The sequence below is a fragment of the Comamonas sp. AG1104 genome, from assembly GCF_003350425.1.
Lineage (GTDB): Bacteria > Pseudomonadota > Gammaproteobacteria > Burkholderiales > Burkholderiaceae_C > Comamonas > Comamonas testosteroni.
In genome coordinates, this window is sequence record NZ_QQAS01000005.1 from 242,770 (window position 1) to 258,388 (window position 15,619).

14 protein-coding genes are annotated in these 15,619 nt (G+C 62.6%); 1 reads left to right on the plus strand and 13 read right to left on the minus strand.

The genetic code is table 11. The features are described 5' to 3' along the window. Positions 1–53 precede the first annotated feature (53 nt). From DFO48_RS15725 to DFO48_RS15760, 8 genes are read right to left on the minus strand one after another with little or no spacing between them, the layout of a single operon-like run. Positions 54–275: a hypothetical protein gene (locus DFO48_RS15725; protein ID WP_114864014.1), complete on the minus strand. Its 222-nt coding sequence runs from the start codon at positions 273–275 to the stop codon at positions 54–56. Then, positions 268–2,163, minus strand: a complete 1,896-nt coding sequence (locus DFO48_RS15730; protein WP_199407009.1) for a hypothetical protein — start codon at positions 2,161–2,163, stop codon at positions 268–270. The genes DFO48_RS15725 and DFO48_RS15730 overlap by 8 nt, the downstream gene beginning before the upstream one ends. Then, positions 2,163–2,558, minus strand: a complete 396-nt coding sequence (locus DFO48_RS15735; protein WP_114864015.1) for a hypothetical protein — start codon at positions 2,556–2,558, stop codon at positions 2,163–2,165. The genes DFO48_RS15730 and DFO48_RS15735 overlap by 1 nt, the downstream gene beginning before the upstream one ends. Beyond that, positions 2,555–3,961: a LamG-like jellyroll fold domain-containing protein gene (locus DFO48_RS15740; RefSeq protein WP_114864016.1), complete on the minus strand. Its 1,407-nt coding sequence runs from the start codon at positions 3,959–3,961 to the stop codon at positions 2,555–2,557. Before DFO48_RS15740 ends, DFO48_RS15735 begins: the two co-directional genes overlap by 4 nt. A gap of 1 nt (position 3,962) precedes the next feature. Continuing rightward, positions 3,963–5,132, minus strand: coding sequence for a hypothetical protein (locus DFO48_RS15745; RefSeq protein WP_114864017.1), 1,170 nt, complete (start codon positions 5,130–5,132; stop codon positions 3,963–3,965). Positions 5,133–5,157: 25 nt separating this feature from the next. Further along, complete coding sequence (locus tag DFO48_RS15750) at positions 5,158–8,751, minus strand: hypothetical protein (protein ID WP_114864018.1); 3,594 nt, start codon at positions 8,749–8,751, stop codon at positions 5,158–5,160. Positions 8,752–8,753: 2 nt separating this feature from the next. Further along, positions 8,754–9,149 carry a hypothetical protein gene (locus DFO48_RS15755; protein WP_114864019.1) on the minus strand — a complete coding sequence of 132 codons (396 nt, stop codon included), beginning with the start codon at positions 9,147–9,149 and terminating at the stop codon, positions 8,754–8,756. Next, on the minus strand, positions 9,146–12,355 hold the full coding sequence (locus tag DFO48_RS15760; protein ID WP_114864020.1) for a tape measure protein: 3,210 nt from the start codon (positions 12,353–12,355) through the stop codon (positions 9,146–9,148). The genes DFO48_RS15755 and DFO48_RS15760 overlap by 4 nt, the downstream gene beginning before the upstream one ends. A gap of 19 nt (positions 12,356–12,374) precedes the next feature. Between DFO48_RS15760 and DFO48_RS25305 the strand changes: the two genes are divergently transcribed. After that, on the plus strand, positions 12,375–12,533 hold the full coding sequence (locus DFO48_RS25305; protein ID WP_158545674.1) for a hypothetical protein: 159 nt from the start codon (positions 12,375–12,377) through the stop codon (positions 12,531–12,533). A 103-nt stretch (positions 12,534–12,636) separates the two neighbouring features. On the opposite strand, the gene DFO48_RS15770 is transcribed toward DFO48_RS25305, so the two are convergent. The 5 genes from DFO48_RS15770 to DFO48_RS15790 are packed head-to-tail and all read right to left on the minus strand — an operon-like array spanning position 12,637 to position 15,537. Continuing rightward, a complete protein-coding gene (locus DFO48_RS15770) occupies positions 12,637–13,638 on the minus strand; it encodes a hypothetical protein (protein WP_114864022.1) in 1,002 nt (333 codons plus the stop codon). Positions 13,639–13,641: 3 nt separating this feature from the next. Continuing rightward, entirely contained in the window at positions 13,642–13,860 is a 219-nt protein-coding gene (locus DFO48_RS15775) for a hypothetical protein (RefSeq protein WP_147282744.1), read from the minus strand. Beyond that, positions 13,857–14,366 carry a hypothetical protein gene (locus DFO48_RS15780; protein ID WP_114864024.1) on the minus strand — a complete coding sequence of 170 codons (510 nt, stop codon included), beginning with the start codon at positions 14,364–14,366 and terminating at the stop codon, positions 13,857–13,859. The genes DFO48_RS15775 and DFO48_RS15780 overlap by 4 nt, the downstream gene beginning before the upstream one ends. Beyond that, positions 14,363–14,863: a hypothetical protein gene (locus DFO48_RS15785; protein WP_114864025.1), complete on the minus strand. Its 501-nt coding sequence runs from the start codon at positions 14,861–14,863 to the stop codon at positions 14,363–14,365. Before DFO48_RS15785 ends, DFO48_RS15780 begins: the two co-directional genes overlap by 4 nt. Then, entirely contained in the window at positions 14,860–15,537 is a 678-nt protein-coding gene (locus DFO48_RS15790; protein ID WP_114864026.1) for a hypothetical protein, read from the minus strand. Before DFO48_RS15790 ends, DFO48_RS15785 begins: the two co-directional genes overlap by 4 nt. Positions 15,538–15,619 lie beyond the last annotated feature (82 nt).

A 15,619-nucleotide genomic window follows, 5' to 3' on the forward strand; every position in this document is an offset into this window, starting at 1 on the left:
CTTGGCTGGGTGTTCGTAGCACCTAACCAGGTCGCCCGTTCTTTTTTTGGTGGCTACACCTCCCCTTCTGTATAGGTGAGGTTCGGAGCTTCGCCCTCGATCGCTCCATCACGCACAAACACGCGCTGGCCAGCTTGAGCCGGGCCTCGCGCCTGCATCCGCCCGCCGCCTGGCAGATTGATCGTCGCCAATCCGTTGACTACAAAAGCCACCGTTCCTACCAGCAAAGGCTTGGGCGACTGCAGATCCATGAACTGCTTGTAGAGGTTAGGCATGAGTTTCGACCTCCAACGTCTGGCGCAGCTTGGGAGCCGCCCAGTTGATCGACGTCGACCGCACAATTCCCATCACGGTCTCCGGCCCCAGGTAGCGAATAGTGTGCCCCGGCAAAATCACACCGGTCTCAGGCAGTACCTGCATAGAGAGCGAAACCCGCGCCTGGCGGCCCGCGTCAGCAAGCTCGGCCAGGCCGCGCTGCCTGTGCACCGTGGAGTCTGTGATCAGCGCGTGTGTGACCTGGGGCGCAATCAGATCGCCAGCGGTTCCGGCCCGAGTAATGGGGCCAAAGACACCCGCGCTCATGCCACCAACGAACACCCGGTTGTAGTCCGGCTTGTCCAGGAATTCGGTGCCCTCCACTTCGGCCACGGCTGCAGGAATCTCAAAATCCGGCACGACATCGCCCCAATGCCAAGGGGCTGTTGGGTACTTGGGCAGGATGCGCAACACCTGGTCGGTGTTATGGGGCTGCACATAGCCGCCAGCCGCCGCCGCAATATCGTTGATGGCATCGATATAGCTGCCCTGCAGCGCCCAGGCTCCGGCAGGCACTTGCCAGTCCTCCAGCTGCCAGTCGATCCCCCAGCCAATGGAGACGCCGTTGACCTTGAGCACTTCGGCAGCCAGTTGCTGGGCCGTCAGCGTCTGATTCGGGCTGCCGAAAGACATGGACTTGGCCCAAGGTTCGACCAGGACTGCGGCCAAGCCGCGCCCTGAGACAGACCAACGCTCCTGGGGCAAGAATCTGCGGTCGCGGCTGGTGCGCTCCAGGCGCAGCTTGAACGCCACGCCATTGACATTGGCCAGGAGCTGCGCAGGGTCGCCATCCGTGTCACGGCCAAGATGCAAAGCCGCATCCTTATGCAGTGAGGCCGTCCAGTTCCACGTCCAGCTCTGGAAGTCCAGGGACATATTGAAGGCCAGAGCAGGCAGCTCGACGCCGGTATCCAGTCGCGTGAGCGTGATTTGATTGAGCACGATGTAAACCTTTCGGGCGGGAACGATGACCTTGCCCGGCTGCGGCCCTCCATCCTTGCAGCACGCAAAGACCAGAGCGGTCGACACGGCCCAGGGCTTGCAGAACAGCAATTTGATGGGGCCACCAACCAGTTGCTCATAGCAACCGGGCTTTTCAGGCTCGGGCAGTTTGGTCTGCGACTTGCCAACGGGCGGCTTCATGGCCTGCTGGTAGCGAGCCTGATAGCCCCGGTACAGCGGCACCGCTGGCCCTACGCACGTGGTGAGCTGGTACTGCAGGCCTATCGCATCCTGTGCCGTTGCCTCCAGCATGCGGCGACGGTCGCGCAGGCCTTCCTGAAACCGCACGACCCAACCGGCGCGAACGGGTGCGGCATCCTGGGCCGTGGCCTGAAGGCTCAAGCGCGCCCCCAGGGCTTCTTGCCAGCGAGCCTGCGTTGATGCGCCATGCAGTGCCCGCGCTTGCTGAAACCGCCCCTGCACGGCCACCCCTTGCCGCTGACCGTCCTGCCAGGCAATGCCGAACTGCTCTTGCAAGGGCTTTGCGTCCTGCGCGCTCGATGTCCAGCCAGCCGGCAGTGCATCGGTTTCCTGCCAGCTGGAGATCCAGCCCTGCGCCATAGGCTGCGCCTGCTGGGCGCTCGCGGCCACCTCGGCCACCACGGGCCGGGGCGTGTCGGTGTTGTAGCGCACGACCGCGCTACAGCGCAGACCGGGCATGCGGCCCGCAGCGACCAGATCCTTGCGCACATGCACCAGGGATCTGACCCGCAGACCCGGCATGCGCGCGGCAACGACCAGCGTTGCATCGGGCACCTGCCCGCCACCGCCATCGTCGCCAAACACCAGCTCAACCGGGTTGCCGGTCTTGAAGGCGCGGTTAAAGATCAGGTCGACGCCGGCCATCAGTCAATCCTTGTCTCACCTAGGATGGCCTTGCCACCTGCATAGAGCTGGGTGCCGGTGCTGCCCAACAACTTGAAATGCCCAGCTCCCGATTCATCCGTGACCAGGCCGCGCCCGATCAGCTTGCCGTCGCTGGTACTCCAGACGCCGACAGCAGCCTGGCCGCTGGTCAGAATCATGTCGCCGCTGCCGCTGGCCTGGGTCAGCACCAGATAGCCGGCCTCCACGATCTGGCCGCAGGGCTTGGTCAGCGTCAGCGTGACGAGCAGCTGCTCTGCCGCGTCATAGAGGGCGATGGTCGACGCGGCAGGGCCTGAGTCCGCAAAGGACAGCGTGGCCTGCAGGCGGGCCAGAGCGTGGGCCGCCGAGATCTCGAATGCGGGCAGATCGCTCATGCCACCTCCGCCAGCTGGTTATTGGCGACGGTCGAGTACTCCTGCAGCTCGTGATCCCAGGCGATCACATCCCACTCGTAACGCGTGGAGATCTCGCGGAATTCATAGGAGCCGTCAGCCTTGCTCCAGGTCTCACGGGCCAGATAGCCGTCCACGCTGCGATGCAGGCGCACGCGCCGGCGCAGCGGCATATTGGCAGGCGTCTCTTTGCGCGAGACCGTCCCGTAAATGCGGCCCTGGCCGCCGCACTCTACGTCGATCAGTTTGCGAACACGGTGCGTGCTCATGGCCTGAAGCCCTTGCGAGACGGGGCTAGACGCCAGGGCGAACAAGGGGCGATGCCGCTGCATGGACAGTGTGCGAGTGACACGCGGGTCACTGGAGACCGCCGCGACCTCGGCAGCCGACAAGGCACGATTGAAGATCGCAAAGGCGCTTATCAAAGAGCCAGTAGGCAAGCCAGCACCGCCAGCACGCGACCCCACATGCAGCTCCGAGCTGTTGTAGACAGGCCCTCCAGAGCTTGCATAGTCTTTGGAGTTCAGCACGCCATCGAAATAGAGCCTGCGCCCGCTTTGCGCGCTATAGGTGAACAGAATGCGATGGGGCCGTCCGTCATTGATCGCATCATTCGTCATGGTCAGCCCGCCGCCTGCATTGAATCCGCAAGCCACGATGATGCCGCCCGGTACCGCTCCATAAACAGTCTGGCCAGGGCCTGCGATCTGCAAAGACCACCCCTTGTTGTCCGAGCCATGCTCGGCAATCACGAGGTTTTCTGTGGTGTCCGTCTGCAGATCGATGACGACAGAGAAGTCCCCAGCATCCACGCCCTGAGCAGGAATCGCCACCAGCCCACTGGTCTGCGGCTCAAACGAACCTGACAGCCCAACAGTGATCACCGTGGAAGACGTGACGCCACCCGTGCGGGTGCCGGTACGCGATCCAACCAGGTCGGCCTGGGCTGCACCCGCTCCATCCAGACCCCAGGCTCCTGCCGGCGTGGCTGCCAGGATTGAGTACAGCACGTTGCCACTTTCCCGAAACCAGGCACCGCCAGACACCAGCGCAGGCCATGCCGTGTAGGGCTGAATCGTGCCGGGGCGGAGCACCGTCATTCGGGCAGGAAGCAAAGCCCCACCGACATAGACCTCATCCACGCGCTCTCCAGCGAGGTCGACCTGTATCCAGAATCCAGGCGCACGGACATCGGACGCGGCCCAGCGGCAAGCTGTGGCGAGGTCGCCGTCGAGCAGGCTGGAGACATCACCAGCAACCGGAGGCAGGCTGCAGGAAATCGACGCACCAGCATCGACGCGCTGACCTTGAGCCCAGAACTGCAGCTCGGACAGATCCAGATCGCCACCCCGCGCATCGATCCCGATCAAGCGAAAAGCAGCCATCTCAAGTCCTCCAGGGTCCGCGCACGTCCAAGAATCCCACCCCCACCGAGATCGACGGAAATCCAGTGGCGAAGCTCAGCAGCTTTCTTCCAAGAAATTCCCCCTGACCATTCGTAATGGACGCATCACCCCCCATAGCCGCCAGTACGTTGGTTTGAGGACAGTGGTAAGCGCCCGGCATACCCCCCCTGCTAGGCGCTGAACCTGGGCCGTCAGTCAGATGAATTGCAGACAGCTGCAAGCTGTTGTCCACCACGGACGGAAACGATCCCAGATAGCCATCCAAGCCGGACACCGCACTGACATTGCCGAACGCCTTGCGGCTGCATTGGGCAGACATACCGATACCGTGAGCCAGGCGCTTGATAGAAAAACCTGACGATCCAACGGCAGCAAACACGCAGCCGCTGGTCTGAGCGAAATCGGGGTCGCTAGCGCCCGTCAGAACGCCACACCAGGCATCACCACTGCGTAAGCTATTGAGATCGCCGGCATAGCAGGAAACACCGGCATAGCCGCTGAAGCTCGCTGCTGTAGAGCCGAAGGGATACAGAACAAGGTAAAAGCCGCGAGAGTCACCTGCAAATACCCAATAAGAAGAACCGGAACCGTTACGCTTGTGCCAGTAGTAACCGCCAGAGACGCTGAGCGGCGCTGCCGCAATACCGTTGTCAACATCGGTCATCGACTCGTACATTTGCACTCGGGCGTGTTGCGTATTGGTGTCATCTACACGGTAATAAGTGCGGGTCGACATCGGGTCCGTCTGACGATATACCGCCACATTGGTCTTGCTGTAGACCTTCTCCCAGCCCAGCGGGGCCATCTTGAAGCTGATGGAGCCGGTAACGGCACCGTCCGGCAGGTCGGTCTTGAACTCCACCCAACCATTGGCAACGGCAGTAACCTTCTGCTCGCCGTTGAGCGCCGCTGGCGAAGCCCCAGAGACCACAATCACCGCCTCTTGCTTGGCTGCGCTGACCCCGCTAGCGAAGTTCAAGCGGCAGACGCCATTGCTGATGGCCGCCGAGTCCACGGCCTTTGCGCCCCAGCCGTTGACCAGAAACGCATCGAGCGCGCCGATCAGGGAGCCTGCGGTGCCGCCGATGACCGGAGCCCCGGTCATGGAGCTGTATGCGTGCTTGACGCTGGTGTCTACAGGGGATGCCATATCTCTCTCCGCTCTCTCGGGGTATTCAGTTGGACTGCGGGCGGTTCACATCGCCGCGCGCCAGGATGGAAAAGCTGTGCTCGATGCCGGTCTCGGGACCCGGCTGGATGGTTCGCACCACCCAAAAGGGGTAGATAGCGCCCACCGTGTTGATGCGCAGAATGTTCCCCACGGCCCAGCCGCTGCCCCAGCCCAGCGGATCGATCGTGAAATACGGCTTGCCGGTGGCCGGGTTCAACGGCGAGCAGACGCTATTGATGTCGCCGGTCGCGATCACGCCGACATGCTCGCCAATCACCCGGAACTGGCTGGTCGAGGTGAATTCCAGCACCCAGCGCTCGGTGCTGCCGCCTGCATTGGTGATCTCGATAGGCGAGACGCCTTGGTCGTACTTGGCGGGCGGCTCCTGCCCCATCAGGGCGTCAGACCAAGCGTTATCGACCCACGTCTTTTGCGCAAAGGCCAGACTCACCCGAGCGCGTCGGTCGCTGGCCTGCAAGGCGCTGGAGACATAGGTGCCGTCCTTGGGGTAGTCATGGGTCAGCGCCCTGTTGAAAGTGATCTCGCCCGAGATCTGCACATCCGTGGCAACGGCCATGTCCTCGATGCGATCCTCGATCGTCACCGGCATGGTCATTGCGGACACATCGGTAAAGGTGACCAGCCCGGCCTCCAGGTCGGCGCTGTAGCCCGTTTGATGGGTCTTGCCGTTGGCATCTCTCACCACCACGCGAGACAGGCGCACGCGGGCCAGGTTGATGGTCTGGTTGTTGCTGACGTTGAGCTGGGCGCTGGTCTTGGTGTGACCCACCACGCACAGCGAGCCTGGCCGGAAGATAGGCACCTTGCCGTCACTGGGCAGGCGCACCGGGTCAATGCCGATGATGTCGGCATTCATGGGCAGATAGGCATAGGCCACCGCCGAGTAGCGCAAGGCACTGGCAACCACGGGCTGCGGTTTAAAGATCCTGCCGTCCGGCTGGACGTTGGCCTCGTCATACCAGGGCTCGGACTCATTGCCTGCGGCCACAACCAGGGCACCGAAGCCCAGGCGCACCAGACCAGTCTCATAGTCCACCGTGCCAACTACACCGGGGGCCGTGATCGTGCCGTCAATGCCCGCGCTGACGTTCTGAGAGCCGCCCGAGGCCCTGGGCACCTGCACCGTGAGGGAGCCAGGGCGCAGGGGAGCCGCCGCTGTGCGAAACACATAGGCGCTGCTAATGGCGTCGCCCAAGGCGGTGATGCAGCCTGCCCGACGCAAGCTTGGGTTGCCGCCCACTTCCCAACTACTCAGGCTGATGCGGCCCGTGGCGTAGTTGATGCTGCCGCGCGTCACAAACCCTGTACCAACCAGAACCCGCAGCACGCCTCTGCCGTCATCGCTCCATGGCTGGCCATTGCGAGGCATCAGCACGACCGAGCCAGGCACCAGCGGGGCCTGCACGCCCGTGACCAGGTCAAACTCGGGCGCAAACGTGACCTGCAGCGTGCGGCGCGTGGCGCTGCCCGTGGTGCGAAAGCGAATCTTGACGTAGCCGCTTTCGTCGTTGGGGTACATCGAGGGCGCGTTCATGTACTCGATGCCCTCATAGTTGAGGCGATACTGAGCGACCTCGCCCGAGAAACCGCCGCCGCTGACCTGGCGGGACGAGTAGACCGGCTTTGGGATCTTGATGACCACATCGGGGTTGAAGTCCACCGCGCCCGTGCTGTAGGTCACGGTACCGACCTGCACGCCACCCAGCATCAGCTTGCCAGCACCGTCATCGCGTGCGATCTGGATCGGGTCGACCAGCGTCACGCCCATCTCTCTGAGCTGGTCGCGGGTGTAGAGGCCGAGCACGCTCTGGTCGGTCAGCGTGTTCCATTCCACCTCGACCGTGAACGGCACCAGCGCACCCTGGCCTGCTGAGAGCGCCAGGCGGCCCTGGCCGTTGCGGGACGGATGCTGCAGGCTCACCTCGACCGCAGGGGCGGTGTCGACCGTGACATCGAGCACCGTGCCCACAGCGGGCAGCAGCTTAGGCGCAAACAGCACCTCGGAGCGGCCCACACGCACCTCGCCCGTGGCGTCACCCTGCAGCTGCCAGGCTGCAGTGGCCGTAGCGGTGCGCTGGGTCTGGCCGTCCATCCACTTGATATCAAAAGCACCGGGGTACAGCGCCTGACCGGCTGGTAGCTGCAGCGCAATGGTCTGGCTGATCAGCAGATCGGCGGCAGGCTGGACGGTTTCCTGGGTCGGCACACCCCACTGCTGGACGATGGAGCTACCCACATCAGGCAAGGCACCCAAGGTGATGACAAAACCGCCGGTCTCGGCGCGATAGGTGCCAGCGCCATAACTGGAGTCGGTACCGCGCAGCGCGCCGTCGCCAGAGTCCGAGAGCACATACCAGCGGCCCTGCGCCCGGTAGCTAAAAGACAAGGTGCCGCGTGCAGGCAGCGGTGCGATGAAGCCGGTGTAGCTCTGGCTGCGGTTCTCCGCTGTGATGCGGATCTCGCTGGACTGCGGCATGCGCTGCATATAGGCGGCAGGCCGGTAGCCGATGGTCTTGAGACCTCCATAGCTGCCCGAGCTGGACATGACAATGCCGTTGGCATAGTCCACCAGACCGATCTGCTGGGTGCCCGACATCAGAATGCCGCCCTTATCGGTAAAGGTCACTCCGCCCACGGCAATGCTCAGAGAGCCCGGCAGACAACCGCCCGGCAAGGCCAGGCTGGTGGTATTGCTCCATGCCTGGTCTGTGTTGAATGTCACCGCCTCGGCCGCAGAGACTGGGAATCCCGCCGCCGCATAAGGAATGACTGCAGGAATCGGCGTTTCGCTCTGGGCCGAGGGCACGATCTGGGTCATGATCGTTTGAGCAATGATGGTGAAGTCGCCCAGGGCTGCAGCTTTCTGCAAAGGCGTGACGCCCACATAACTGCCCGCGTCGGCCACCACTGTGTCACGCAGATGGGCGCTATTACCCTGGCGCGTGAACTGACGGCTGGCCGGGGAGCCCGTGAAGTCATAGCGCAAGGCGTCCGACAGCTCCATGGTCACGATCAAGGCCTTGTAGTCCTTGTCTATGTCGTAGGTGAAGGTGCGCTCCACGCTCGTCACGCGAATGGCGCGGACATACTGCTCCTGCTCGCTGGCCAGGCCTTCATTACCCACCAGCACCAGCGTCTTGCCCACGGCGGGCAGCTCGGTACCGGGGCGCTGGAAGATCTGAATGACGCGCTGACCCTTGATGTGGTTCTCATAGAGATAGCCCGCCCACTCGGCCCCCTTGTTCAAATAGGCCTCCAGCCGGGCCTGTGCCTGGGCGCGGGTGTCATAGACCCCGCCCGTGGCAAACAGGGTGATGGAGACATTGGGATCTTCAGGCGGCTTGGCCACGATGACATTGCTGCCCTGGTAGGTGTCGCGGTCTTGGGTATCCACGCCCACATGCACCTGACGCAGATTGGCGCGGCCCGTGGCGCGATCCATCTCGGAAATGTCAGGCATCACGGCGTTTTCTTGGCCGGACTCGATCACGACCGTGGACGGCCCGCCACCGCCCTCGGGCACATCGTCCATGACTCGGCTGGCTCGCAGCTGGATATCGCCTTGCAAAATGGCCATCGTCAAACCTCAATGAATCGGAAAGTGGTGAGATAGAGCTGCTCGGGCGATTCCTCGCCGTCCTGCAGCTTGAAAACGGGCTGACCTGTAAAGCCACCCTTGGCGTGGTCAAACATGACCTGGCGGGCCTGGCCACGCAGCACCAGAGTGAGCTGGATGCCAGGCAGCTCGGCCCAGGCCTGCAGCGTTGAGCACAGCGCCCGAGTGATCCAGGCGGCGGTCTCGGTGCCCATCAGCGTGATGGGGCGACCGGCCTGCTTTAAAGCCACATCGACCAGCAGCGCCCCGGTGGTGCTGTAGCTCGTGGCCTGGTCGACTGGGCTCCAACTGAATTCGTCCTGCCAATCCAGGCGGTCGCTGATATGAGCCGTGGTGCCGTTGTAGGTGAGCGTGATCATGAGGACGAGGCCCCTTTCTGGCGGCCCAGCTCCGTGAGGTATTGATGAAGCGAAGCTGCACCCGATGGGTCGGTATTGACCTGGCCATAGGGCTGGCCGTTGAGCTGCAGATTGATGGTGGAGACCTGGCGCGAGACCATGGCCTCCAGCGGCGTCTTGCTGGAGTTCTCCGCATTGCCGTTGCCCTTCATGGTGTTGCGCAGCTCCATGGCTCGCACTTCCCTGTCCCACTCGAACATCGTCATGTCATGCATGAAGTTGCCGAGCTGGCCACCGCTTTGCGTAGAAAACGGGTTGTCCCTGACGTACTGCTCTTTCCACTTGGCAAGCCAGGCATCAGCCTGGGCCTGACTTTCAAAGGCTGGAACGGCATCAGCGCCTCGGATGGTTCCCGCATTGCGCTTGGCCTCCATGAGCTGCAGCTCACGGGTGGCCAGCTCATTGGCTTTTTCCTGAGAGGCAATTTCTCGCTCACGCTCGGCGTTCAAGCGCTCCAGGGCCGTGCGGTGCTGGTCGATGGCATTGGCTGCCCGGCTGTGTGAGCCTGCCGAATCGTCGACCGAGCCCTTGAGCCTGAGCGTGGCCCGACCGGCGCTGTCGACCGCCACCTCGTATCCGCGCATGGCAGCCTCGGCCTGGACCCAGGCTGGCGCAATGCCCTTGTTGGCCGCAATCGCCGCATCGGCAGACTTTTTAAAGGCCTCGCCCATTTCACGGGCGCTGGCCGTGCCGCTGTCGCGCAGCACGTCATAGGCGGCTTTTGCATCGGCTGCCGTCTTCTTGAGCGTTTCATCCGAGGTAATGCCCAGCTGCTTGAATGCCTCGCGCACGCTATTAATGCCTGGCGTGGCGGCGTCCAGAGCATCCTTGAGCGCATCGGCTTTCTTTTTAGCTTGGTCAAGCAAGCCATCGGCCAGCGGCTGGCCCAATGCACCGCGCACCGATTCAATTTGCTCCCGAATAGCCTTTAATGCGGCTTCGCTGTCCGCGCTTTCAATGGCTTTGCTGAAACTCGCATTCAGCACTCGACCGGTGTCGACACCCTCTTCCTTCAGTTTGCCGAGTTGGTCAATAAGCGCCTGGGTGTCATTAATTGCGCTGCGAGATGCGGCGGCAATATTTCCCCGAAGTACGTCATATTCCAGACCAGCGCGTTTAATCGCTTCGGTCAATACCGCATCGGTTAATTGCGCCAGGCGCTGCGCTTCACGGCTACTGCCCAAAAATGCCGCTCTGGCATTGGCTTCGAATACCGCTAAATCCTTGCCCGATAACGCCTTGGCCCAAGCCGCCTCAGTTTCACTGGCCGTAATCTTTGCGGTCTCGCCCAGCTTATCCAGGGTGGCCGCAAAATCCTTGATGCCTTGAATCTTGGTTAAATCAAAACCTTCGGTGACGCTCTTTAAGGCATCAGCACTGGCCTTGCCGGACTTTGTGAGCTGTTCAAACTCGGCCACGGCATTACGCGCAGCCTTGGACAAATCAAAGAGCTTGTCTGCCGCGTCCTGGGTTTTCTGGGCCTCTGCGGCACGCGCTGCAGCCAATTCACGCGCCGCTGCGGCTGCGGCTTTTTCTGCCTTCTCCAGCTCTTCGGTGCGGTCCTTGTATCCCGCCAGCTTGGCCGCGCTCTCCCCAATCCACGTACCGATATCTTTGATGTTGGAAACAATGCCAACCAAAGTGAAAGTCTTGAGCCCACCCATGACCGCCGCAAAACGGCTGGTGCTGGCTGCAGCTCCTGCGGCTGCCGCCTGTGTGGCCACGAGCTGGGCATTGGCAGCAGCAATGCCTGTAGCGGCCACTTGTGTCGCTTGGCCAATGCCCAGAAAGTGCTGCGCCAGGCGCAATGCAGTGAATGCCGCCGCAGCCTGGCCTAAATCCATCAGCAGGCCCGCAATGCTCTGCAGGTTATTGGCCAGCAGTTGAATGGCTTTGGCCGCTGCAGCGCTGGCTCCATTGGCCTGGTCCACCTTTTGCACATATAGGGTCCACTGCGTGGACAGATCCTGCATAGCCCGCCCCACCGTGGGCGGCAAACGCTGGAACTCTGCGGCGACGGCTGCACTTTGGCCCTGCAAGGCAGCAATCACCGTCTGCGTGGTCAGCAGGCCGGACTCGGCCATCTTGCGCAGCTCGCCCGTGGTCACGCCCAGACCATCGGCCAAAGCGCGTGCCAGGCGCGGTGCCTGCTCCATGACGCTGTTGAATTCCTCGCCGCGCAGCACGCCGCTCTGCAAGCCTTGAATCAGTTGAGTAATGGCAGCAGAAGATGCCTCTGTGCTCGCACCGCTGATCTGAATCGTCTGATTAATCGTCTCCGTCAGACCCAGGCTCTGCTGGCTGGCCCTTTGTGCGCTAAGGCCTGCATCCAGGCCAGCCTGGGCAATGCGCGAAAACAAGACACCTGTACCTTCGAGAGCACTGTGAGTGCGCAGCGCAACCTCAGTCACCCCCTCCCAGGAGCGCTTGAAGTTCTCGCCTTCGCCAGTCACCAGCTTCATCCGGCCCTGCAGGTTATTCGCCTGATCCGCCGTTGCAGCAAGGTCAAACGCAAGGTTCTTCATGCCTTGCAAGGACTGCAGCCCTATATAGAACTTCTGCAACCGGTCCAGCTGCTTGCTGATGGACTCGACGCCATCACCGATCTGGCGGTGGCTGCGCACCATGCTGGCGGCGGCATTCTGAGCGCCTGCTGCAGCACCTTGGTGAGCGGGCACCAACGTGAGCACCGATTCACGGACTTGCTCCACCTCCTGGCGCAAGCGCTGCTGCGCCTGCTGGGCATTCTGGCCAGCGACGCCAAAGCGCTGCAGCTCACCTTGGGCCTGAGACAGGGCCTGTTTCTGCTGGTCAAAGGTGGAGCGGGCACTATCTGCTGCCGTATTCAGCTGCCGCAGCGCTGCTGCTTCTTTTTCTGTGGGCGGGCCAAGCGCCGAGATCTGACGACCGTAGTTTCTGGCCTCGGTCTCGGCCTGGCGCAAGCTGGTAGCCGATGACCTGGCCTCCGCCTCCAGCTTGGTGAACGTGGTGATCGCAGCGTCCTGCTGGGCCAATTCGCGCAGCTTGGCAGCCGCCGTGCGCGCCTCAACCGCAACCTCGCCCTCCAGGACCTTGGCAACATTCTCCAGATCGTCAGCCAGGCCCACGATGGACTCACGCCCCGTGACCCCGGTGTCGATCTGCAGGCTGATTTGCTTATCTGTCATGGATTCCTACAATGGGCGGATGACTCGTCTCATCGCCTTCATTGCATGCATCGCCTTCCTGGTGGGTGCAGGAGTGTCTGTGCGCGCAGGCATGGCACTTGCGGCAGTGGCCTATGGCCTGCTCGGTGCCTATGTCCTGTGGACCGGGCTGCAGATGCTTCTTGGCCCCAGACGGTGACGCTGCTTGAAAGCGGCTTTCAGGCATCACTGTCGGTTTTTGAGCGCCAACAAAAAAGGCCAGCGAGTGCTGGCCTTAGTCTTTTAAAGGGTCTGGTGCGGCGTCAGGTCTTGCGCACGCGGTAGTACTTGCTGATGCCGTTGCCCACCTTGGTGGAGTCCATCAGGACCGAGCCGGTCACCTTCAGATTGATGAACCCGCTTTCCTGCAGCAGCGCGATGGATGATGCCACGCCCTGGCTTGCTCGCCAAATTTCCACAATAGCCAGCTTGCCGTCATCGGCCTCGTTCAGCCCTTCCAGGATGATCTCCAGTTCCTTGGGCTTGGTGGTCAAGGCCTCGATCACGGCATAACCTACGTGAGAATAGGCAACCTTGACCTCTTCACCATCGGAGAGCCCTGTCGCGTCCTGGAACACGAAGATGCCAGCCGGGCGCACTTCATAGTTGCCTGCCGCAGGCACCACATCGCCAACGGTTTGGTATTTGTAGTTGACCCAGATGCCCTTGCCATCCGTCACATCGGGAGCAGCAGGATCGAGCTGGATACCTGCCGCCGTGACCGAGTAGTTCCCCGCCATGGTCAGTGCGGTGGCCGTGGCCACACTGTCACCGATGCGCACCGTCACGTCCGTGGCCCCCGTATGGGCCAGCGCTACCAGGTCGCCCTTCTTGACGTCCAGATGCTCTTCATCGGTCACGGTGGCCGAGCCTTGTGTCGTGCCCTTGGTCAGGACGACATTGCTGGGCTGCAGATGCTTGGTGCGCAGCAAGCCGCCTCGCGTCACCTTCAGGGTCTCATTGCTGGTCTGGCCCTGCTCCACTCCGCTGACCGTGCCCTGCGTGGCCCGCGCCAGGTTGATCGGGTTGATGTCGGCCAGCGTCATCGCCAGCTCCACTTCCGTGACGCGGCGGATCTCGGAGTGGGTGCCGCCGCCCAGCGTGGTCATATTGGGTTGCTTTTTCACATCCTCCTTGTGCGACAGCTCGGCAGCCAGCACGTTGCCAATGGGCAGCGGCGCACTGGTGCTGCCGTACTCGCGGGCATAGATCTGGCCGACCAATGCGGCAGGGGCAAAAATGCGTTTGATGACGTCATCAGACATAGGTCAGTCCTTTGTGTTGACAGGTTGAGGTGCGGTTTGAGTTGTGGATGGAGCGGGTGCGGCGACACCCATGGCCTCCAGCCATTGCGCGGTATCGGGGTGCACTGAGATCGCTGAGCCTGGCTGGAGCACAGAGCCCAGATGCTCGTGCTCCGCCATCAAGGTCACAGAGACCATGGCGGGCTGGGCCGGTGCGGCCTTGCGGCGGGAGCTGGGTTTCATGGCTTCCTCCATTCCACCCAACTGCGGGTGCTTATCTCCAGCATGGCGCTGTGGCACAACACCCCGGCAAACATGACCGGGCCAGCGCTGGCCACCTGCACGCCGCGCTCCTCCTGAGTGGAGCCGCCCAACATGCCGGGCAAGCCGAGCGTGGTGTCCACGCGCACGGCAGAGCGGATGCGCTCGACCAGGTCGTCAAATATCAGCTCACTTTCCACGGCATCTTTAAAAGCCATGTAGCCACGGATCAGCCAGCGGTGCTCATTGAGAATGCGTCCATTGGCGTTGACCTCGGTGGTCGCAGTGCGGCGCACATACCAGCCACGGATATGCGGCTCCAGGCCGAAGGCATCGTCGGCCTGTGCCGGGCTGTACAGATAGAGCTTGCGAAACTCCGCCTCACTGGCGGCAAAGCGCTCCCGAGAATGAACCATGCCCACGGCAGGCACTGCGGCCAGGACGGCCAACAGCGCCCTGCGGGCAGCAGACAAAGTGGCGGCAGTCATGCCTTGCCTCCTGTGATGAAGTTGAGGATCTGGGCGGCAGCGCCTTCAAACATCGCGATGACCTGGCCGCGCGTGGCCAGGGCCGCCCGCTCCATGGGGCGCTGCGGGGCAGTCCCTTCGCGCGCAATCTTTCTGGCAACCAGGAAGGCCACCCGTTTGACTTCCTTGGGCTCACGAATGCCCAGCACGGCCTTAACCCAGGGTTCGATGGCCTTGATTGGCGGCATGTGGGGCTGGGTGCCCAACTCAATAAACAAGGCCGTGGGCTGGCTGCTGCCCACAATGCCAAGCACCCCTGCAGGCGTGCTGGCCACATCGCTGGTGATGCTGCGGGCCGTGATGCCACTGACGCGCGGCATGTTCTCTTGCCACTCGCGCTGCACCAGCAGCGTGGCCTGGTGCATGGTGGTCTCCAGCACCTGGCGGGTGTAGTCAGGCTCCTGGCGCAGGCCGCGCTCGATGGCGCTCAGATCGCCCAGGCTGATGTCGAGGTTCATAGGCCGCCCCTGCTCACCAGACGGTGGCGCGGATTGCGGCGCGGCCAGCTCACGACTGCAGACACTGCAGAGCCGGCGACCGCATCCTGAAGCGCCGGGTCCAGTTGCCCGATGCCTGCAAAATAGGCTGCGCGGTAGTCCTTGGCGCGGGCCGCATAGTTGCGCGAGCGGCTCTCCGTGCGAGACATGTCCGAGCCGAGCGTGGTCTCACGATCGCCTGCAAAGCGCGTGGCCAGTTGCTGGCAAAGCAGATGGGCGGCAAACGACGCCACTGCCAGACGGTGACGCTGGGGAATGCTGTCGGCGGTGGCGTCCAGCGCATGGGGAAGCAGAAAACTCACCCGGACCAAGGCATTGCCAGGCAGCGCGTGTACGCTCTCCAGACCCCAGCCGTTCGCCGCTCGGTAAGCATCCGCTACCACCAGAGAGGCTGGACGCCGCCCCACCGCAAACTCCACGGACTGGATGACCGCGCTATCCGACCAGCCTGCAGGCACCGGACCAAAGACGCCAGTGGCAGGCCACACCACCTCCTCCAGCTCCAGGCGCGGCACGTCTTCGCTGTAGCGCATCCGTGCCTGGTCGAGGGCACGGTCACGCACTTCAGTGGTGATCACATCGTCCTGGTCCGAGACCATGTCCTTGAGCAGCTTCTGAAAATCCTCAAGCGCCACGATGGCTCCTAGTGTTTAAAGAGGGAATGAAAAAATCGACCATGGGTTTGCAAAGGCTCCTGACTAGGCTGGTGGCTTTGCA

What these genes read in the sequence shown, in the direction of transcription:
- DFO48_RS15725 (WP_114864014.1), bottom strand. Translation starts at nt 275, where the DNA reads ATGCCTAACCTCTACAAGCAGTTCATGGATCTGCAGTCGCCCAAGCCT.
- DFO48_RS15730 (WP_199407009.1), bottom strand. Translation starts at nt 2,163, where the DNA reads ATGGCCGGCGTCGACCTGATCTTTAACCGCGCCTTCAAGACCGGCAAC.
- DFO48_RS15735 (WP_114864015.1), bottom strand. Translation starts at nt 2,558, where the DNA reads ATGAGCGATCTGCCCGCATTCGAGATCTCGGCGGCCCACGCTCTGGCC.
- DFO48_RS15740 (WP_114864016.1), bottom strand. Translation starts at nt 3,961, where the DNA reads ATGGCTGCTTTTCGCTTGATCGGGATCGATGCGCGGGGTGGCGATCTG.
- DFO48_RS15745 (WP_114864017.1), bottom strand. Translation starts at nt 5,132, where the DNA reads ATGGCATCCCCTGTAGACACCAGCGTCAAGCACGCATACAGCTCCATG.
- DFO48_RS15750 (WP_114864018.1), bottom strand. Translation starts at nt 8,751, where the DNA reads ATGGCCATTTTGCAAGGCGATATCCAGCTGCGAGCCAGCCGAGTCATG.
- DFO48_RS15755 (WP_114864019.1), bottom strand. Translation starts at nt 9,149, where the DNA reads ATGATCACGCTCACCTACAACGGCACCACGGCTCATATCAGCGACCGC.
- DFO48_RS15760 (WP_114864020.1), bottom strand. Translation starts at nt 12,355, where the DNA reads ATGACAGATAAGCAAATCAGCCTGCAGATCGACACCGGGGTCACGGGG.
- DFO48_RS25305 (WP_158545674.1), top strand. Translation starts at nt 12,375, where the DNA reads ATGACTCGTCTCATCGCCTTCATTGCATGCATCGCCTTCCTGGTGGGT.
- DFO48_RS15770 (WP_114864022.1), bottom strand. Translation starts at nt 13,638, where the DNA reads ATGTCTGATGACGTCATCAAACGCATTTTTGCCCCTGCCGCATTGGTC.
- DFO48_RS15775 (WP_147282744.1), bottom strand. Translation starts at nt 13,860, where the DNA reads ATGAAACCCAGCTCCCGCCGCAAGGCCGCACCGGCCCAGCCCGCCATG.
- DFO48_RS15780 (WP_114864024.1), bottom strand. Translation starts at nt 14,366, where the DNA reads ATGACTGCCGCCACTTTGTCTGCTGCCCGCAGGGCGCTGTTGGCCGTC.
- DFO48_RS15785 (WP_114864025.1), bottom strand. Translation starts at nt 14,863, where the DNA reads ATGAACCTCGACATCAGCCTGGGCGATCTGAGCGCCATCGAGCGCGGC.